The organism is Ruegeria sp. E1 (assembly GCF_056534225.1).
Window position 1 is genome coordinate 173,558 of record NZ_JBQFPE010000007.1, and the last position, 15,838, is coordinate 189,395.

Sequence of the window (15,838 nt, forward strand, 5' to 3'; positions counted from 1 at the left end):
GTAGCTGCTTCTTCTAATTAGGGGCCAATCGACGAGACAAGAGGGCAGCGCATGACCACAGGTATTGACGAGGCCGGACCAGAACAGCCCTCGGAAGGGGACGCCTACGCGTTGGACCAACGGACCGTGTCGGCAATTCTGTATGCGGTCGATGTCGAGGACCGCGAGAAGCTGATCGAATTGATGGATCCGCTGCACGCGGCCGATATCGCTGACCTTCTCGAACAGATTAACCCGTATGATCGCGCTCAGCTGATTCGGCTTTACGATAAAGAGTTCGACGGAGACATCCTGTCCGAACTGGATGAAGCCGTCCGGGAAGAGGTCATCAGCGTTTTGCGCCCCGACGTTCTGGTCGAAGCCGTCCGCGAGATGGAAAGCGACGACGTTGTTGACCTGCTGGAAGATCTGGAAGAGCCGCAGCAAGAGACAATCCTTGACGCGCTTGAAGATTCCGAGCGTCACGCAGCCGAACAGGCGTTGTCATATCCCGAAAACTCGGCCGGTCGTCTTATGCAGCGCGAAGTTGTCATGGCGCCCGAGCATTGGACGGTGGGTCAAGCCATCGACTTTATGCGGGCCAACGACGATCTGCCCGAGCAATTCTATCACGTCGTTCTGGTCGATCCCCGGCTGAAACCGATTGCGCAGGTAACATTGGGCAAGCTGATGGCGGCGCGGCGCGACAAGCCCCTGCAAGAGCTTGTCGAGGATGAGTTTCACACGATCCCCGTCGATCAGGACGAAGAGGATGTCGCCTATGCGTTCAATCAGTACCACCTGATTTCGGCTCCGGTGGTGGACGAGGACGGGCGTTTGGTCGGTGTGATCACCATCGACGATGCCATGGTCGTACTGGACGAAGAATACGAAGAGGACATGTTGCATCTGGCCGGTGTCAGCAATGAAAGCTCGTTGTCTGACAGTGTTGCCGCCACAAGCAAACGCCGCCTGCCATGGCTTGCGGTCAACTTGTGTACTGCGATCTGTGCCTCACTGGTGATTTCCCAGTTCGAGGCGGCGATTGATCAATTGGTGGCCCTTGCCATTCTGATGCCGATCGTTGCGTCAATGGGCGGAAATGCGGGCACGCAATCCCTGACCGTTGCGGTGCGGGCGCTGGCGACCCGAGACCTTACGGGGGCGAACGTCGCCCGCGTCATTCGGCGGGAATTGCTGGTGGGTCTGCTGAACGGGCTGAGTTTTGCAATCATCCTGGGCACGGTTGGCATGATGTGGTTCGATTCACCGATGCTGGGCGTCGTGATTGGAACGGCTTTGGTCGTGAACATGATCATCGCAGGCTTTGTTGGCACGGTAGTACCGGTGGTGCTGGACAAGCTGGGTGCAGACCCGGCGCTGGCGTCTGGAACTTTTGTGACGACGACAACGGACGTCATGGGGTTCTTCATCTTTCTGGGCCTTGCAAGCGTGGTGCTGTTGTGAACGATCTGACCGAAATCAAAGCTGCGGCCCGCAAGGCCGCGTTTGCCCGCCGCAAACAGGCATTCGACGCGCGCCCACCGGGTGCTGCCGGGCGCTTGTCCGAGGTTCTGGCGGGGCACCGGGGCGTATCTCTGTCGGGCTACATGCCGATCCGGACCGAGATCGATCCCCTACCTGCAATGGCCGAGGCTTCGGCCTATGGCCCGGTCGGGGTTCCGGTCATTCAGGGGGCAGATCAGGCGCTGCGGTTTTCCCGCTGGACGCCCGAAGGCCTGCTGCGCGACGGGCCGTTTGGCGCAAAAGTCCCCGAGGTTGACGACTATTTCGACCCGGAGATCCTGATCGTTCCTCTGGTCAGCTTTGACGCACAGGGTGGGCGGCTGGGCTATGGCGGCGGCTTTTATGACCGCACGCTGGAAGGGCTGCGCGCGAAACGCCCGACGCTTGCCATCGGATTTGCGTTTGACGCGCAAGAGTCCAGCGAACTGCCGCTGGAGCCCACGGATCAGCCGCTGGATATGGTGATCACCGAAAGCCGCGTTCTGACGTTCTGACCCGGATCAGGCCGGGTTGTTTTCGCGGAAATAATCCCACGCATCCACTTCGCGCCCATCGGGCAGGATGCAGACACCTGTTTGACCGTCCGCACCATCACGGATCTCGTACTTCGCGCCGTTTTCCACGCAAAAGGTTGCAGCGGGATTGGCTAACCCGGTTGACTGCTCTGGCGCGGGGTCACAGGCGGCGAGGGGCGTCAAAATTGCGACTGAAACAAGAAAACGATGCATTGGGTCTCTCCGGGTGAATGAATTTCGGCAGATTATGCAGACAGCTTAACCCCTTGTGCTTGGGGGATGCCACACTTAGGACGGGTCAGATGAGAATATTGTTTCTGGGTGACGTCATGGGGCGCGCGGGCCGCGCTGCCGTACAGCAGCATCTGCCGCGTCTGCGCGACGAATGGCGGCTGGATTTTGTCGTGATCAATGGCGAAAACGCATCGAACGGCATGGGGCTGACCGGGGATCACGCCAAGCTGCTGCTGGATGCCGGGGCCGATTGCCTGACGCTGGGCGATCATGCGTTCGACCAGAAGGACATGCTGCAGTTCATCGAGAAAGAGCCGCGCATAGTGCGCCCTGTGAATTTTGCCAAAGGCGCGCCGGGGCGGGGGCATCGCCTTTATACCGCGCCGGGTGGGCGCAAGGTGCTGGTGGTTCAGGTATTGGGGCAGGTTTTCATGAAACGGCCCTTCGACGATCCGTTCTCCGCTATCGAGCCCATCCTCAAGTCGCACCCCCGCGGCGGGCAGGCGCAAGCGATTATCGTGGATATGCATTGCGAGGCCACGTCCGAGAAGATGGCGATGGGCCACTATTGCGACAAGCGCGCCAGTCTGGTGGTGGGAACGCACACCCATGTTCCAACGGCAGATGCACAGGTTTTGCCCGGTGGTACCGCCTATCTGACCGATGCCGGGATGTGCGGCGATTATGACTCGGTCATCGGGATGGACAAGGTCGAGCCGATGCGCCGCTTTATCACCGGGATGCCCAAGGCCCGGTTCACCCCGGCCAACGGCGAGGCGACGTTAAGCGGGGTGTTTGTTGAAACGGATGATCGCGACGGTCACGCCAAAAGCGTGCAAATGGTCCGTGTGGGCGGTCGGTTGCAGCAGGCGGGTCCATAAAGCTTGCCCTGTAGCCTGCAATGCGTGAAACTGAACGTTAGGCGCGTAAGCCAGACCAGGGTTCGGACAGAATACCAAGAATGCAATTCCTTCAACTGACAGAGATGGGCAGTGCGGTACTGGCGCTTGTGATCGTTTCAGGCATGTTCGTCATGTTCCTGCGCGAGGTCTATCCGACCGAAGTTGTGGCCATCGGTGGCGTTGCCCTGATGTTGCTGACGGGGATTTTGCCCTATCAAAGCGCGTTGGCGGTTCTGTCCAACCCGGCACCATGGACCATCGCGGCGATGTTCATCATCATGGGGGCATTGGTGCGAACCGGTGCGCTGGATGCGTTCACCTCGGTGGCGCAGAAACAGGCGCAGGTGAACCCGCGCATCGCCATCGGTCTGCTGATGGCGTTTGTCATTGTCGCCTCGGCGGTTGTGTCGAATACGCCCGTCGTTGTGGTCATGATCCCGGTCTTCATTCAGATTGCCAGAACGCTGAATGTACCTGCATCGAAACTGCTGATCCCGCTGAGTTATGCGGCCATCCTTGGCGGTACGCTGACACTGATTGGAACCTCGACCAACCTGCTGGTCGATGGTGTGGCGCGCGCCGAAGGCATGGCGGCCTTCACCATTTTCGAGGTCACGCCGCTGGGCATCGCGCTGGTGATCTATGGCATGGTCTATCTGCGTTTCATCGCCCCGCATCTGCTGCCTGAACGCGATAGCATGGCATCGATGCTGAGCGACCGTTCAAAGATGAAGTTCTTTACTGAGGCCGTCATTCCCCCCGACAGCAACCTGATTGGACGCGAAGTAACGGGCGTGCAACTGTTCAAGCGTCAGGGTGTACGCCTGATCGACGTTGTGCGCGGCGACATCTCACTGCGGCGGAACCTCAAAGGGGTGACGCTGAATGTCGGCGACCGCGTGGTGCTGCGCACCGAAATGACCGAGTTGCTGAGCCTGCAGACCAACAAGGAACTGAAGCGGGTCGATCAGGTCTCGGCTGTTGAAACCAAAACGGTCGAGGTTCTGATCACCCCCGGCTGTCGCATGGTGGGTCGTACGCTTGGCGCGATGCGCCTGCGCCGCCGCTATGGTGTTTATGTGCTGGCGGTTCATCGCCGGAATCAGAATATCGGGCAGCAACTGGACGATCTGGTGGTTCGTATCGGTGATACTCTGCTGCTTGAGGGCGCGCCGGGTGATATTCAAAGGCTGGCAGCAGACATGGATATGGTCGACGTCACCCAGCCATCGGCCCGGGCATTCCGGCGCGGCCACGCACCTATTGCTATCGGGTCGCTGGTGGGGATCGTCGTGCTGGCGGCGCTGGGTCTTGCGCCGATCCTGCTTTTATCTGTGGTGGCTGTGGCCGTTGTTCTGATGACCCGATGTATCGACGCGGATGAGGCGTTTTCTTTTGTCGAGGGTCGCCTGCTGGCGCTGATCTTTGCCATGCTGGCCATTGGTGCCGCGTTGGGAGAATCCGGTGCCGTGTCGTTGATCGTCGAAGCGGTTGCCCCGGCGCTTGGCAACCTGCCGCCATTCCTGATCATCTGGGCAGTCTATCTGCTGACCTCGGTCTTGACCGAACTTGTGTCGAACAATGCCGTGGCCGTGGTTGTGACGCCCATTGCAATCGGTCTGGCACATGCGGTTGGAATTGATCCGCGCCCGATGGTGGTGGCCGTGATGGTGGCAGCATCCGCCTCGTTCGCGACACCGATCGGGTATCAGACCAACATGATGGTCTATGGCCCCGGCGGTTATCGGTTCACGGATTTTCTGAAGGTGGGCGTGCCTTTGAACCTGACCGTCGGGTTGCTGGCTTCGCTGCTTATCCCGCTGATCTGGCCGCTTTGAAACCAGCGCGGAATCGCCGATCTTAAGGCACGGGTCTTGTAAACGCTCAGCGGGCCACAATCTTTTAGTCAAAGAAAGATGTGAAAGGACAGGACGATGCCTTTTCCAAAGCTTGGGCAGGTCATTGTGGTTGGCGCAGTCATACTGGCGCTGTTGGGCAGCGAAATCCGTGCCGAGACCGTATCGGGAACCGCGACTTATCGCGAACGGATCGCCGTGCCCCAGGATGCGACGCTTTATGTCGAAGTTCAGGATATCTCGCGAGCAGATGCCCCGGCGGTGACTTTGGCAGCGCAGCGTTATGCACTGACAGCCGTGCCTGCTGCGTTCGAGTTGCAGGTGGATGATGCCCTGATCCGTGATGGGATGACCTATGCGGTCAGCGGGTCGATCTATCGCGGCGATCAATTGCTGTTTACCACCGATACCGTTCATCCGGTACTGACCAACGGGGCCGGGGATACGACCGACCTTGTGCTGGTCCAGGTCTCGGGCGATTCAGCGACAACGCTGGAAGACACCAACTGGACCGCAATCGGTATATACGGAGAGATCGTGGATGCTGAGCGCCCGCCGCAGCTTTCGTTTACGCAAGGAGGTGCATTCAATGGTTTCGGGGGCTGCAATCGCTTTATGGGTCAGGCGGACCTGACGGGTGAAACCCTTGAATTCCCCGATAACATGGCTGCCACTCTCATGGCCTGCCCGCCTGAACTGGAACAGATCGAGGACCAGTTCTTTGCCGCGTTGCAGAGCGTGACAACCTATGCAGTGGCTGGTGACAGTCTGGTACTTCTGGATGCCTCGGGCGAACCAGCGCTGAAATTCATCCGCACGCAATAATCACGCGACGGCGCGTGACCGCCCTGCGTTGCGGCCCGAAAAGATACAGCCACCCAGAAACGTGCCTTCGAGCGCGTTGTAACCGTGATAGCCGCCGCCCCCGAATCCCGCGACTTCCCCGGCTGCGAACAGGCCGGGGACGGTCTGACCGTCGGCGCCGATCATCTGACTGTCCAGATTGGTCTGCAGCCCGCCCAGCGTTTTGCGGGTGAGCACATGCAGCTTGACCGCGATCAGCGGGCCGTTCTTAGGGTCTAAAAAGCGGTGAGGCTTGGCTGTTCGGATCAGCTTATCGCCACGATAGTTGCGCGCGGCCAGAATGGCCATCATCTGCGCATCCTTCGAGAACGGATTATCGACCTGAGAATCCCGTGCTTCGATCTGTGCGCGCAGATGGGTCTCATCAATAAGCGCACCACCCAGATGGTTCATGCCCCGCACAAGCTCGGTCAGGGTGTTGGCGACGACAAAATCCTCGCCCTTTTCCTTGAACGCTTCGACCGGTGCCGTCGCCTTTGAACCTGAAAGGATGCGCTGGCGGATCACCTCTTTCCAACTGCCCGACGTGAAATCGGGGTTCTGCTCGGACCCGGACAGGGCGAATTCCTTCTTGATGACTTTCTGCGTCAGGACAAACCAACTGTATTCATGACCAGTTTTCAGAATCTCGCGTAGCGTGCCCAGAGTATCGAACCCCGGCAGGCAGGGCGGCTGCAAGCGGTTCCCTTCTGCGTCAAACCACATCGAGCTTGGACCCGGTAGAATACGAATGCCATGTGCAGGCCAGATCGGATCCCAATTGCGGACACCTTCGGTATAATGCCACATGCGGTCGCCATTGATAACGTGGCCCCCTGCCTTTTCGCTGATCGGGATCATGCGCCCGTCCACATGGAACGGCACACCCGCCACCATGTCTTTCGGAGGCTCACCCAAACGAGCCCGAGGCCAGTTCTTGCGCACCATTTCGAAATTGCCGCCAATCCCGCCCGAGGTGACGATGACCGACGGGGCATAGACCTCGAACTCGCCCAGTTCGTCCCGGTTTGTCTTGCCGCCGCGTTGCGCTGTGTCATCGGCAAGCACCTCGCCCGATACGCCCTTGGCTGCGCCGTTCTGCATGATGATATGGCTGACCTGATGGCGGAATTTCAGCTGGATCAACCCGGCATCCACATGTTCCTTCACACGGCGGACAAAGTGTTCCAGCACGCCCGGCCCGGTGCCCCAGGTGATGTGGAAACGCGGGACCGAGTTGCCATGGCCATCCGCATACGACCCGCCGCGTTCCGCCCAGCCAACCACCGGAAACCAGCGCAGGCCCATATCGTGTAGCCATGGGCGCATTTCCCCTGCGGCGAACTCGACATAGGCTTCGGCCCATTTTCGCGGCCAGGCATCTTCTTTTCGATCGAACTGAGCACTTCCCAGCCAGTCCCGCAGGGCCAGATCGTGACTGTCACGGATGCCCATGCGGCGTTGTTCGGGCGTGTCGACCATGAAAAGCCCGCCTAGGCTCCAGAACGCTTGACCGCCCAGAAAGTGCTCGGGCTCCTGATCCAGAACGATCACTTTTTTGCCGCGATCGCCAAGCTCGGCAGCGGCGGCCAGACCGGCCAGGCCACCACCCACGATAATCGCATCGGCAGTATTGTTGGTCATGAAATGTCCTTTCAGCGGTTGCGGAACCAGACAAGAAACGGGATTGCCACCAAATACATTGTAATCCCGTAGACCGCGGCAGGCAGCGCCAGAGGGCTGAACCCGCTGTCGGTTCCGGTGATCAGCGCCGCAAGCGTGATGCCCAGAGTTGAATTCTGTATGCCGGTTTCGATGGAAATGGTCTTGCTTTCCTTCCAGGACAGATTGGCGGCCCGAGCCACGCCCAACCCGATCAGCAACAATGCGACGTTCAGCGAAATCAGCCCCGCGCCCATGATGCCCAGATTGTCGACAAACAATTGCCAGTTCCCGGCCAAAGCTGCGATGACGATCAGTACGAACAGGATCGTGGCGAGTTTTGTAAGACCGGCTTCGATCCGGTTTGCAAACCCGGTTGCAAAGCTGCGAAGTGCCACACCGATCGAGACGGGCAGCGTTGTGATCAGAAACATCGCGATCGCAAGACCTGTGATTGAGACCTCAGGCGCAGCTTCGCCCATGAAATGATTTATGGTCCAGGCAACCAACACGGGCACCGTAACAATCGACAGCAGACTGATCACCGCCGTCAGACTGACCGACAACGCCACATCGGCTTTGGCGAGCTTTGAAAGGATATTGCTGGTCACACCGCCGGGGCAAAAGCTGAGCAGCATAAAGCCGACGGCAATCTCCGGTGGCAGGGCAAGCAGCTTGACCGTCACAAAGGCCGCAATGGGTAGCAGGACGACCTGCGATATTGCACCGATGGCAAACGGGTACCGGCGGCTGAGGACGCGCCTGAAATCGGCAAGTTCGAGCCCGACGCCAAGCGACAGCATAATGATGGCCAGCGACAGTGGCAGGCCCACATTGATAAGAAGATCCAAGAACAACTCCTCCCAAAGTCATTCCGATCAGCCTAGGCGAGGGGGCAAGGCGCAGGCAACCGCGCCGCTGCGTCATCCGTATCGTTGCGCGAACCTTCGCAGGATTTCACCGGGTTGGGTGACGTCGGCTGCGTGACAAATCTCGATCAGGCGCTGGGCATCCTCGGGTGGGAAATAGCCGTGATCCTTATAGATTTGGATACGCTCTTCAAAGTCATGCGCATCCGCTTCGGGGTGGAACTGCGTGGCGTAGACGTTCTTGCCCCAACGGATCATCTGATACGGGCAGGGGTCCGAGGCGACCAGATGTACGCAGCCATCGGGCAGGGATTGAACCGCTTCTTTATGGCCCACGAAGGCTTCGAATTTCGGGTTTAATCCGGCAGTCAGCGGATCTTCGGCACCAGCCTCGGTCAGGCGACAATCGGATGGCCCGACCGGTTCACCATATTTCTGTTTGCTGACATCTCCACCCAGATGCGCGGTCAGAATACCCAAGCCGTAGCAACAGCCCATGAACGGGTGATCCTGCGCGGTGATCTGCGGCATCAGACGCATGATCGCTTCTTCTATCTTGGCATCCAGTGCGGATTTGCTGGCCGGATCGTCACTCACGCACCCCGGACCACCACCGACGATGACGCCAGCATATTCGGTTACATCCAGCCCCTCGGGCAGGGTTTCGCAGTCCAGCCGAACGCGATGGGTCCTTTCAGGCGGCAGACCGGTTTTGTCCAGAATCGAGGCATACTCGGCATCTGACGCATCCGTTTCCGGGCGCAATTGCAGGATCAGAAATCGTTTCATGCGCTGCCTTTACTCACTACAGCGGCCAGAAGACAAGGATCGCGGGTATCGAAACCGCTATGATGAGGATTTCCAGCGGCAGCCCCATGCGCCAGTAGTCACCAAAGCGATAGCCTCCGGGCCCCAGCACCAGCGTGTTGTTCTTGTGTCCGATCGGTGTGAGAAATGCGGCCGAGGCGGCCACCGCAACCGTCATCAGAAACGGATCAGGCGACACTTCCAGCGTGCGGGCCATCTGTATGCCCACGGGGGCAGCGACAATTGCGGTGGCCGTATTGTTCAACACATCCGAAAGAGTCATCGTAACCACCATCAGCACGGTCAGAATAGCCCAGGCTGGCAGACCATTGGTCAGTTGGATCAATGCGTTGGCGATCAGCTCGGTCCCGCCCGAACTTTCCAGCGCACTGCCCAAGGGGATCATGGACCCCAGCAACACCACGACCGGCCATTCGATTTGGTCATAGAGGTCGGCAATGGGCATGATCTTGGCCAGCACATAGGCGATGACCACCAACCCCAGCGCGACAGGCAGATAGATTAGCCCGATGCTGGCCGCCAACACGGCGGCGGCGAACAAGCCTATGGCCAGCCAAGCTTTTTCATTCGCGGTTACGTTCAACCCGCGTTCCGCCAGCGGCAGACAGCCCAGCCATTCGGTCACATCCGCTCCCCGGTCACGCGGGCAGAGCAGCAGCAGGATGTCGCCCGCCTCAACCTCGGTCTTACGCACCTGGCTGGTGATACGGCGATCCTGACGCGAGATACCCATCAGCACAGTGCTTTGACGCCACGCCAACCCCAGCGCCTGCGCAGTGCGTCCGGTGATGCGCGCGTTTTCCGTCGCAACCACCTCGATCACTTCCAGCCCGTCGCCTTCGGCGGTCAGCACCTCTTGTCGGCGGGAATCCGAAAAATCAAGGTTGAGTGCTGCGCGGAATTCGTCCAGTGCCTCGGGCTTGGCTTCAAGAACCAGCGCGTCGCCCTCGTGCAGGATTGCGTTTGCGGCACGGCCGTATCGGCGTTTTCCATCGCGGATCAGACCGATCACGGCGACGTCGGACTTTTCCGCTGTTTCGTACAATTCGGCAACGCGTTTGCCGATATGGGTGGACTCGGCAGGAATCGTCAGTTCAGCGATGTAATCCGCCAGAACCTCGGATGTCTCTTTTTGCTCTCCCCGATCCGGCAGCAACCGCCAGCCGATCAAAGCCACAAACGCCAAACCGGCAAGGGCCGCAATCCCGCCGACCGGTGCAAAGTCGAACATGCGGAATGGCTCACCCAGCGTCTCAGCCCGGATCGAGGCGATGATGATATTCGGCGGTGTTCCGATCAAAGTCGCCATGCCCCCCAATATGGTGGCAAAGCTCAGCGGCATGAGGCTGAGGCCCACCGAGCGGCCAGCCTTGCGGGCCGTCTGAATATCGACCGGCATCAGCAGCGCCAAAGCGGCTACGTTATTCATAAACGCCGACAAGACAGCTCCGATCCCGCCCATCAGCGCGATATGCGCACCGAGGCCCCGTGAGGCATCGACCAGAGTGCGTGTGATCATGAAAACCGCGCCGGACCGGACCAATCCTGCAGATACGACCAGCACAAGGGCGACGATAATCGTCGCCGGATGACCGAACCCGGCAAAAGCATTGTCAACTGGCACGACGCCCAGAACAACGCCGATCATGAGGGCGGCAAAGGCCACAAGGTCGTACCGAAACCGCCCCCACAGCAGCATTGCGAATACAGTGATGAAAAGGGCAAAAAGAATGATCTGATCTGTCGTCATATCGCCACCATACCTTTGCGCGCGGGTCGGGCAAGCCGGTCTCTTGATCCCATCCCCCGCAAACGTCTATATGAGCGCCAAATACGCAATCACTGATGACGAGGACGCACTATGGCAGGCCATTCCAAATGGGCCAACATCCAGCACCGCAAGGGGCGTCAGGACGCCGCGCGGTCCAAGCTGTTTTCCAAGCTTTCCAAAGAGATCACCGTTGCCGCCAAGATGGGCGACCCCGATCCCGACAAGAACCCGCGCCTGCGTCTGGCGGTGAAAGAGGCTAAATCAAACTCGGTCCCCAAGGACGTAATCGACCGCGCGATCAAGAAGTCGGTCGCAGGCGAAGGTGATGACTACGAAGAAATCCGGTACGAGGGCTATGGCCCCAACGGCGTCGCGGTGATCGTCGAGACCATGACCGACAACCGCAACCGCACCGCGTCGACCGTGCGGTCCACCTTTTCCAAGAATGGCGGCAATCTGGGTGAGACCGGCTCGGTCGGGTTCATGTTCGACCGCAAGGGTGAGGTTGTTTATCCGGCGGACGCGGGCGATGCAGATACGATCTTTGAAGCCGCCATTGAGGCCGGTGCCGAAGATGTCGAAAGTTCCGAGGATGGTCACATCATCTGGTGCGCTGACACTGATCTGAACGATGTGTCAAACGCACTGGAAGGTGCGCTGGGTGAATCTGAATCGACCAAGCTGATCTGGAAGCCCACCACAACCACCGAGTTGGGCCTTGAAGACATGCAAAAGCTGATGAAACTGGTGGATGCGCTGGAGGACGATGATGACGTTCAGCGCGTCACAACCAATTTCGAAGCAACCGACGAGGTCATGGCGCAGCTTTGAGCCGCGTCAAAGCCTGAGTATTTGAAAGCCCTGGTCATATGACCGGGGCTTTTTTAATGCCCGATTGGGTGCTTGGCCGACAGCCATGAAGTCGATAGATTTGAAATCGAACGGCAATTCAGCCACCAAGAACGACCGGTCTCGGCACGAGCAAACACATGGCGGACAAATCCCCCGATCCTGCAAAGCGCAATGTTCCGATCCTGACCGGGCAAAGCATCCTTTCGCAGGTCGCGTGGACACTGGGTAGCCCGTCGGTGGTGCTGCCGTTTCTGGCGGTCTCGCTGGAAATGCCCATGTTTCTGGCGGGCGCGCTTGTTTCCATTCGTATGACCGGCAGTATGATCGCCGATGTTTTTCTTGCGCAGACCATCGCGGCCAGACAGCGAAAGAAACGTGCAATCGCTTTGACAGAAGTTGCGATTGGCGCCTGTCTGGTCATGGCTGTCGCGGTGGCTGCGACGGGCGTCGTGCCGATGATCGCGATTGCTTTTGTCCTGGCGTTTCTGCTGATCGGGCTGATCGAGGAAATTCAGGCGCTGATGTTCACCGATCTGTTGGGCGATCACGTCAAGTCCAAACATCGGATGGTGATGCGATACCTGCAACTTGGGGCCGGGGGTCTGGGTGCAATCGGTCTGGCGCTGCTGATCCACCAGATCACCAAGGACAATCCGCCCTTTTCGCGCCACTCTGCCGTTATCGCGGTGTCCGTCGGGTTTTTCATCCTGTCGGGGCTGTCCATTCTGGCCATGGCCGAGGCGGCGAAAAAGACGCCGGAAACCCAGAAAATTGCCAAAAAGCGCAGGTTTTCCGAGAATTTCACCGATATCCTGAAGATGTTCGAACAGCCCTGGTTTCGGCACTACATGGTCATGCGGCTGCCCATTGTCATTGTCTCGCTGTCCGTGCCCTTCTTTGCCCTGATCGCGGCCGAGGCGCATCACACATCGGCCAAGGGCCTGACCGCAATGATTGTGTCTTCGGCCTCGGGCTATCTGGTATCCGCGCCGCTTTGGCAGCTTGTAAACCTGAAATCCCATCGCGCGGTCATGGTCACCGGAACCCTGATGGTCGCTGTCACCGGCACGGTCTTGCTGGGGTTTCACTATCTCGGGGTGGATCACGACGTTCATCTTCACGCCGTAGCATTGTTCATTGTCACCGTGGCCGTCACCGGCGTCAGTTCTGCCCGCAAGTTGTATTTTATGGACGTGGCCCCCAGGGATCAGCGCGTGCAGGGGGCTGCGGCCGTCAAAAGCCTGTGCCGGATTTCGGCGGTCGTGATCTCATCCCTGCTGGCAGCGGTTGCGCACATGCACGAGGTCTCGCTAGCCGTGGCATTCATCAGCGCGGTCAGTCTGTTGGCCGCGGTTCTGTGCTATCGGGTCGTCGTTCCGAGCCAGCCCGAGGCGGTTGCCGACTGATCAGCCGTTCCGTGGCTGAGGGATCATATACACCTCCGCCGCCCGCCGGACCGCACGGGTCAAAGGCAGCAGCGCCGGGGACAGAATCCGCCCGACCTGCCATGTCAGCGGAACGTCCAGCGGAGCGTTTGGGTCTAACGCACGCAACCGCCCATCCTTGATCCATGGCCGCACCAGCGTTTCGGGGTTCATGCCCCATCCAAGCCCTGCAGCCGCCGCTTCGACAAACCCTTGCGACGAAGGCAGGAAATGCGTGGGCGGCGACAGGCGCTGGCCTGTTTTCTCTTGCATCCATGTCTGCTGCAACCTGTCCTTCTGGTTGAACGTCAGGCATGGCGCACGCGCCAAAGATTGGGCGGTCACGCCTTTGCTGAACCAGTTTTCAATGAAGGCCGGACTGGCGGTCGCCAGATAGCGCAATGACCCCAGCGCCACCGCGTCGCATCCGGTCACAGCCTGCCCGCCGACGGTCAACGCGGCGCTGACCTCACCCCGCTGCAACCATTCGGCGGAATGGTTCTGATCATCGATCACCAGATCGAACAGCATCCCGTCAACCTGCGCCATCGCATCGATGAACCAGACGGCCAGACTGTCGGCTGGCAACGCGATCCGAACCAGAGCCTGTTCGGCGTCGCTATCAACCGACAACTCCTGACTCAGTTGCGCTTCGAGCAGGCCGATGTCGTCTGCAAGTCGGGCGATCCGCAATCCGGTCGGGGTGCCGGTACAAGGGGTTCCCCGGTGGATCAGGGTTGCCCCCACGCGATCCTCCAGCGCCTTGATGCGCTGTGATATCGCTGACGGAGTTACCGCCAGTTCAGCCGCCGCCGCATCAAAGCTGCCAAGGCGCAGAATGGCGGACAGCGCAGACAGGTGATGTGGGTCGAATTTCATTAGAATTGCTAATCTAAAGTAAATCTCTTTAATTTGATAAAGCTCACCTCGTCCGTTAGTCAACGCTTGTTCGCAGGAGGTTGTCATGACGACATCGTTGATTTCAGGTTTCGCGCTGGGCTTTAGCCTGATCCTGGCGATTGGCGCACAAAACGCATTTGTTCTGCGACAGGGGCTGCGGCGCGAGCACGTGTTTGCTCTGTGCCTGACATGTGCCGTGTCAGACGCCATCCTGATCGCGGCCGGAGTGGCCGGATTCGGAACTTTGGCGCAAGCTGCGCCGTGGTTCGAGACCGTGATGCGCTACGGAGGGGCAGTGTTTCTTACATGGTACGCCCTGCGCAGTTTTCGCTCGGCATGGCAAGGCGGGGCCGCGTTGCAGGCCAAAGAGGGAGAGCGCAGCAGCTTGCGCGCGGCCTTGCTGACCGTGTTGGCCTTTACGTGGCTCAACCCGCATGTCTATCTGGATACGGTGGTCCTGATCGGATCAATCTCGGCCCAGTATGAGGATCAGATGGCCTTTGCCATCGGGGCCATGATTTCCAGCTTCGTTTTCTTCTTTTCGCTGGGTTACGGCGCCAGAATTCTGTCGCCTGTCTTTGCACGGCCCCGGGCGTGGCAGGGTTTGGACGTCGCGATTGGCGTGGTCATGCTGGGTATCGCGCTGAAACTTGTTACCATGTGAAGGGTTGTGGGCCGCCGGGTTTCGGTGTTCAACATCCCCATGAGCGCACCCTCGGATCAATCCCGACCGCTTGCCGGTATGTTTTGGATGTTTGCTGCCGGTCTGTCCTTTGTGGGCATGACCGCGCTGGTCAAGACGCTGGGCACGACGATGAACCCAATTCAGGCGGCGTTTTTGCGCTATGCACTGGGGCTGGTCTTTCTGTTGCCTGCGATCCGGTCGATCATGAATACCCGAATGACACAGCGAAACATAACCCTGTTTGGCATTCGCGGCGTGGTCCATGCGGCGGCGGTCATGCTGTGGTTCTTTGCCATGACCCGCATTCCTTTGGCCGAAGTCACGGCGATGAACTATATGACGCCGGTTTACGTAACCCTCGGCGCCGCAGTATTTTTAGGAGAGCGGCTGGCGTTTCGAAGACTTGCAGCGATCGGAGTTGCCCTGATCGGTGTTCTGATCATTTTGCGGCCAGGGTTCCGGGAAATCTCGCCGGGGCATGTTGCGATGTTGGGCACCTCGTTGGCATTGGGAGGGTCTTATCTGTTGGCCAAGGTGATGGTCCGCGACATCCGGCCATCGGTGGTTGTCGCGCATCTGTCGATCTGGACCACGATTGCCCTGATCCCCTTTGCTGTCGCCGTATGGGAGCCGGTCAGCCTGCGCGACATCAGCATCCTGTTTCTGATCGCCAGCTTCGCCACCGCAGGTCACTATTTCATGACCCTTGCCCTACAAGCCGCCCCGGTTGCCGTCACCCAACCGGTCACCTTCCTGCAGTTGATTTGGGCCACGGTGATGGGGGCCGCGGTTTTTCATGAACGCGTGGACATGTGGGTCGTGGCCGGCGGGACTCTGATTCTTGCAGCGGTCACGTTTATTACCTGGCGCGAGGCGGTCCTGAAACGTGCGGGCAACACACCGCCCCATGGCTCGGAGAGCCCGCCGTCGCGGTCGCGGAAGGTTGTTGATTGACGAGTCAATAAAAACCTTTTAGCCTTCACTCTGCGAG

Annotated in this window: 15 protein-coding genes; 9 read left to right on the forward strand and 6 right to left on the reverse strand. The window is 59.2% G+C overall.

What is annotated here, in order from left to right; translation table 11 throughout:
- Positions 1–51: 51 nt before the first annotated feature.
- Complete coding sequence (mgtE, locus tag ACR0FG_RS11000) at positions 52–1,446, forward strand: magnesium transporter (protein WP_480892954.1); 1,395 nt, start codon at positions 52–54, stop codon at positions 1,444–1,446.
- Entirely contained in the window at positions 1,443–2,000 is a 558-nt protein-coding gene (locus ACR0FG_RS11005; RefSeq protein WP_480892956.1) for a 5-formyltetrahydrofolate cyclo-ligase, read from the forward strand. Before mgtE ends, ACR0FG_RS11005 begins: the two co-directional genes overlap by 4 nt.
- 6 nt (positions 2,001–2,006) lie before the next feature.
- Here ACR0FG_RS11005 and ACR0FG_RS11010 read toward each other — a convergent pair whose 3' ends face one another.
- Positions 2,007–2,234 (reverse strand): putative hemolysin, encoded by a 228-nt coding sequence (locus ACR0FG_RS11010; protein WP_480892958.1) that lies wholly within the window; start codon positions 2,232–2,234, stop codon positions 2,007–2,009.
- An 89-nt stretch (positions 2,235–2,323) separates the two neighbouring features.
- Here ACR0FG_RS11010 and ACR0FG_RS11015 point away from each other — a divergent pair, with 89 nt between their 5' ends.
- The 3 genes from ACR0FG_RS11015 (at position 2,324) to ACR0FG_RS11025 (ending at position 5,838) form a co-directional block, all read left to right on the forward strand.
- Entirely contained in the window at positions 2,324–3,136 is an 813-nt protein-coding gene (locus ACR0FG_RS11015; RefSeq protein WP_480892959.1) for a TIGR00282 family metallophosphoesterase, read from the forward strand.
- 80 nt (positions 3,137–3,216) lie between these two features.
- Positions 3,217–4,995: an SLC13 family permease gene (locus tag ACR0FG_RS11020; protein ID WP_480892961.1), complete on the forward strand. Its 1,779-nt coding sequence runs from the start codon at positions 3,217–3,219 to the stop codon at positions 4,993–4,995.
- A 96-nt stretch (positions 4,996–5,091) separates the two neighbouring features.
- Complete coding sequence (locus ACR0FG_RS11025; protein WP_480892963.1) at positions 5,092–5,838, forward strand: YbaY family lipoprotein; 747 nt, start codon at positions 5,092–5,094, stop codon at positions 5,836–5,838.
- On the opposite strand, the gene ACR0FG_RS11030 is transcribed toward ACR0FG_RS11025, so the two are convergent.
- The 4 genes from ACR0FG_RS11030 to ACR0FG_RS11045 all read right to left on the reverse strand — a co-directional run bounded on the left by ACR0FG_RS11030 (position 5,839) and on the right by ACR0FG_RS11045 (position 10,965).
- Positions 5,839–7,500, reverse strand: a complete 1,662-nt coding sequence (locus ACR0FG_RS11030) for an FAD-binding dehydrogenase (RefSeq protein ID WP_480892964.1) — start codon at positions 7,498–7,500, stop codon at positions 5,839–5,841.
- An 11-nt stretch (positions 7,501–7,511) separates the two neighbouring features.
- On the reverse strand, positions 7,512–8,369 hold the full coding sequence (locus tag ACR0FG_RS11035) for a bile acid:sodium symporter family protein (protein WP_480892966.1): 858 nt from the start codon (positions 8,367–8,369) through the stop codon (positions 7,512–7,514).
- 72 nt (positions 8,370–8,441) lie between these two features.
- Positions 8,442–9,176 carry a glutamine amidotransferase gene (locus tag ACR0FG_RS11040; protein WP_480892968.1) on the reverse strand — a complete coding sequence of 245 codons (735 nt, stop codon included), beginning with the start codon at positions 9,174–9,176 and terminating at the stop codon, positions 8,442–8,444.
- A 16-nt stretch (positions 9,177–9,192) separates the two neighbouring features.
- Entirely contained in the window at positions 9,193–10,965 is a 1,773-nt protein-coding gene (locus tag ACR0FG_RS11045; protein ID WP_480892970.1) for an SLC13 family permease, read from the reverse strand.
- A 111-nt stretch (positions 10,966–11,076) separates the two neighbouring features.
- Here ACR0FG_RS11045 and ACR0FG_RS11050 point away from each other — a divergent pair, with 111 nt between their 5' ends.
- Positions 11,077–11,817: a YebC/PmpR family DNA-binding transcriptional regulator gene (locus ACR0FG_RS11050; RefSeq protein ID WP_170710303.1), complete on the forward strand. Its 741-nt coding sequence runs from the start codon at positions 11,077–11,079 to the stop codon at positions 11,815–11,817.
- A gap of 158 nt (positions 11,818–11,975) precedes the next feature.
- Positions 11,976–13,244, forward strand: a complete 1,269-nt coding sequence (locus ACR0FG_RS11055; protein WP_480892972.1) for an MFS transporter — start codon at positions 11,976–11,978, stop codon at positions 13,242–13,244.
- Here ACR0FG_RS11055 and ACR0FG_RS11060 read toward each other — a convergent pair whose 3' ends face one another.
- The gene (locus tag ACR0FG_RS11060; RefSeq protein WP_480892974.1) at positions 13,245–14,141 is read right to left on the reverse strand and encodes a LysR family transcriptional regulator ArgP; all 897 of its coding nucleotides are present in this window, start codon (positions 14,139–14,141) and stop codon (positions 13,245–13,247) included.
- 85 nt (positions 14,142–14,226) lie between these two features.
- On the opposite strand from ACR0FG_RS11060, the gene ACR0FG_RS11065 reads away from it, so the two are divergent.
- Together ACR0FG_RS11065 and ACR0FG_RS11070 are read left to right on the forward strand one after the other, a co-directional pair.
- Positions 14,227–14,826, forward strand: a complete 600-nt coding sequence (locus tag ACR0FG_RS11065; protein WP_170710300.1) for a LysE/ArgO family amino acid transporter — start codon at positions 14,227–14,229, stop codon at positions 14,824–14,826.
- Positions 14,827–14,865: 39 nt separating this feature from the next.
- The gene (locus ACR0FG_RS11070; RefSeq protein ID WP_480892976.1) at positions 14,866–15,801 is read left to right on the forward strand and encodes a DMT family transporter; all 936 of its coding nucleotides are present in this window, start codon (positions 14,866–14,868) and stop codon (positions 15,799–15,801) included.
- The last annotated feature ends 37 nt before the right edge of the window (positions 15,802–15,838 follow it).

Bases quoted from the DNA above. Each gene is read 5' to 3' on its own strand.
- mgtE (WP_480892954.1), top strand. From the start codon at position 52: ATGACCACAGGTATTGACGAGGCCGGACCAGAACAGCCCTCGGAAGGG.
- ACR0FG_RS11010 (WP_480892958.1), bottom strand. From the start codon at position 2,234: ATGCATCGTTTTCTTGTTTCAGTCGCAATTTTGACGCCCCTCGCCGCC.
- ACR0FG_RS11015 (WP_480892959.1), top strand. From the start codon at position 2,324: ATGAGAATATTGTTTCTGGGTGACGTCATGGGGCGCGCGGGCCGCGCT.
- ACR0FG_RS11020 (WP_480892961.1), top strand. From the start codon at position 3,217: ATGCAATTCCTTCAACTGACAGAGATGGGCAGTGCGGTACTGGCGCTT.
- ACR0FG_RS11025 (WP_480892963.1), top strand. From the start codon at position 5,092: ATGCCTTTTCCAAAGCTTGGGCAGGTCATTGTGGTTGGCGCAGTCATA.
- ACR0FG_RS11030 (WP_480892964.1), bottom strand. From the start codon at position 7,500: ATGACCAACAATACTGCCGATGCGATTATCGTGGGTGGTGGCCTGGCC.
- ACR0FG_RS11040 (WP_480892968.1), bottom strand. From the start codon at position 9,176: ATGAAACGATTTCTGATCCTGCAATTGCGCCCGGAAACGGATGCGTCA.
- ACR0FG_RS11045 (WP_480892970.1), bottom strand. From the start codon at position 10,965: ATGACGACAGATCAGATCATTCTTTTTGCCCTTTTCATCACTGTATTC.
- ACR0FG_RS11050 (WP_170710303.1), top strand. From the start codon at position 11,077: ATGGCAGGCCATTCCAAATGGGCCAACATCCAGCACCGCAAGGGGCGT.
- ACR0FG_RS11055 (WP_480892972.1), top strand. From the start codon at position 11,976: ATGGCGGACAAATCCCCCGATCCTGCAAAGCGCAATGTTCCGATCCTG.
- ACR0FG_RS11060 (WP_480892974.1), bottom strand. From the start codon at position 14,141: ATGAAATTCGACCCACATCACCTGTCTGCGCTGTCCGCCATTCTGCGC.
- ACR0FG_RS11065 (WP_170710300.1), top strand. From the start codon at position 14,227: ATGACGACATCGTTGATTTCAGGTTTCGCGCTGGGCTTTAGCCTGATC.
- ACR0FG_RS11070 (WP_480892976.1), top strand. From the start codon at position 14,866: ATGAGCGCACCCTCGGATCAATCCCGACCGCTTGCCGGTATGTTTTGG.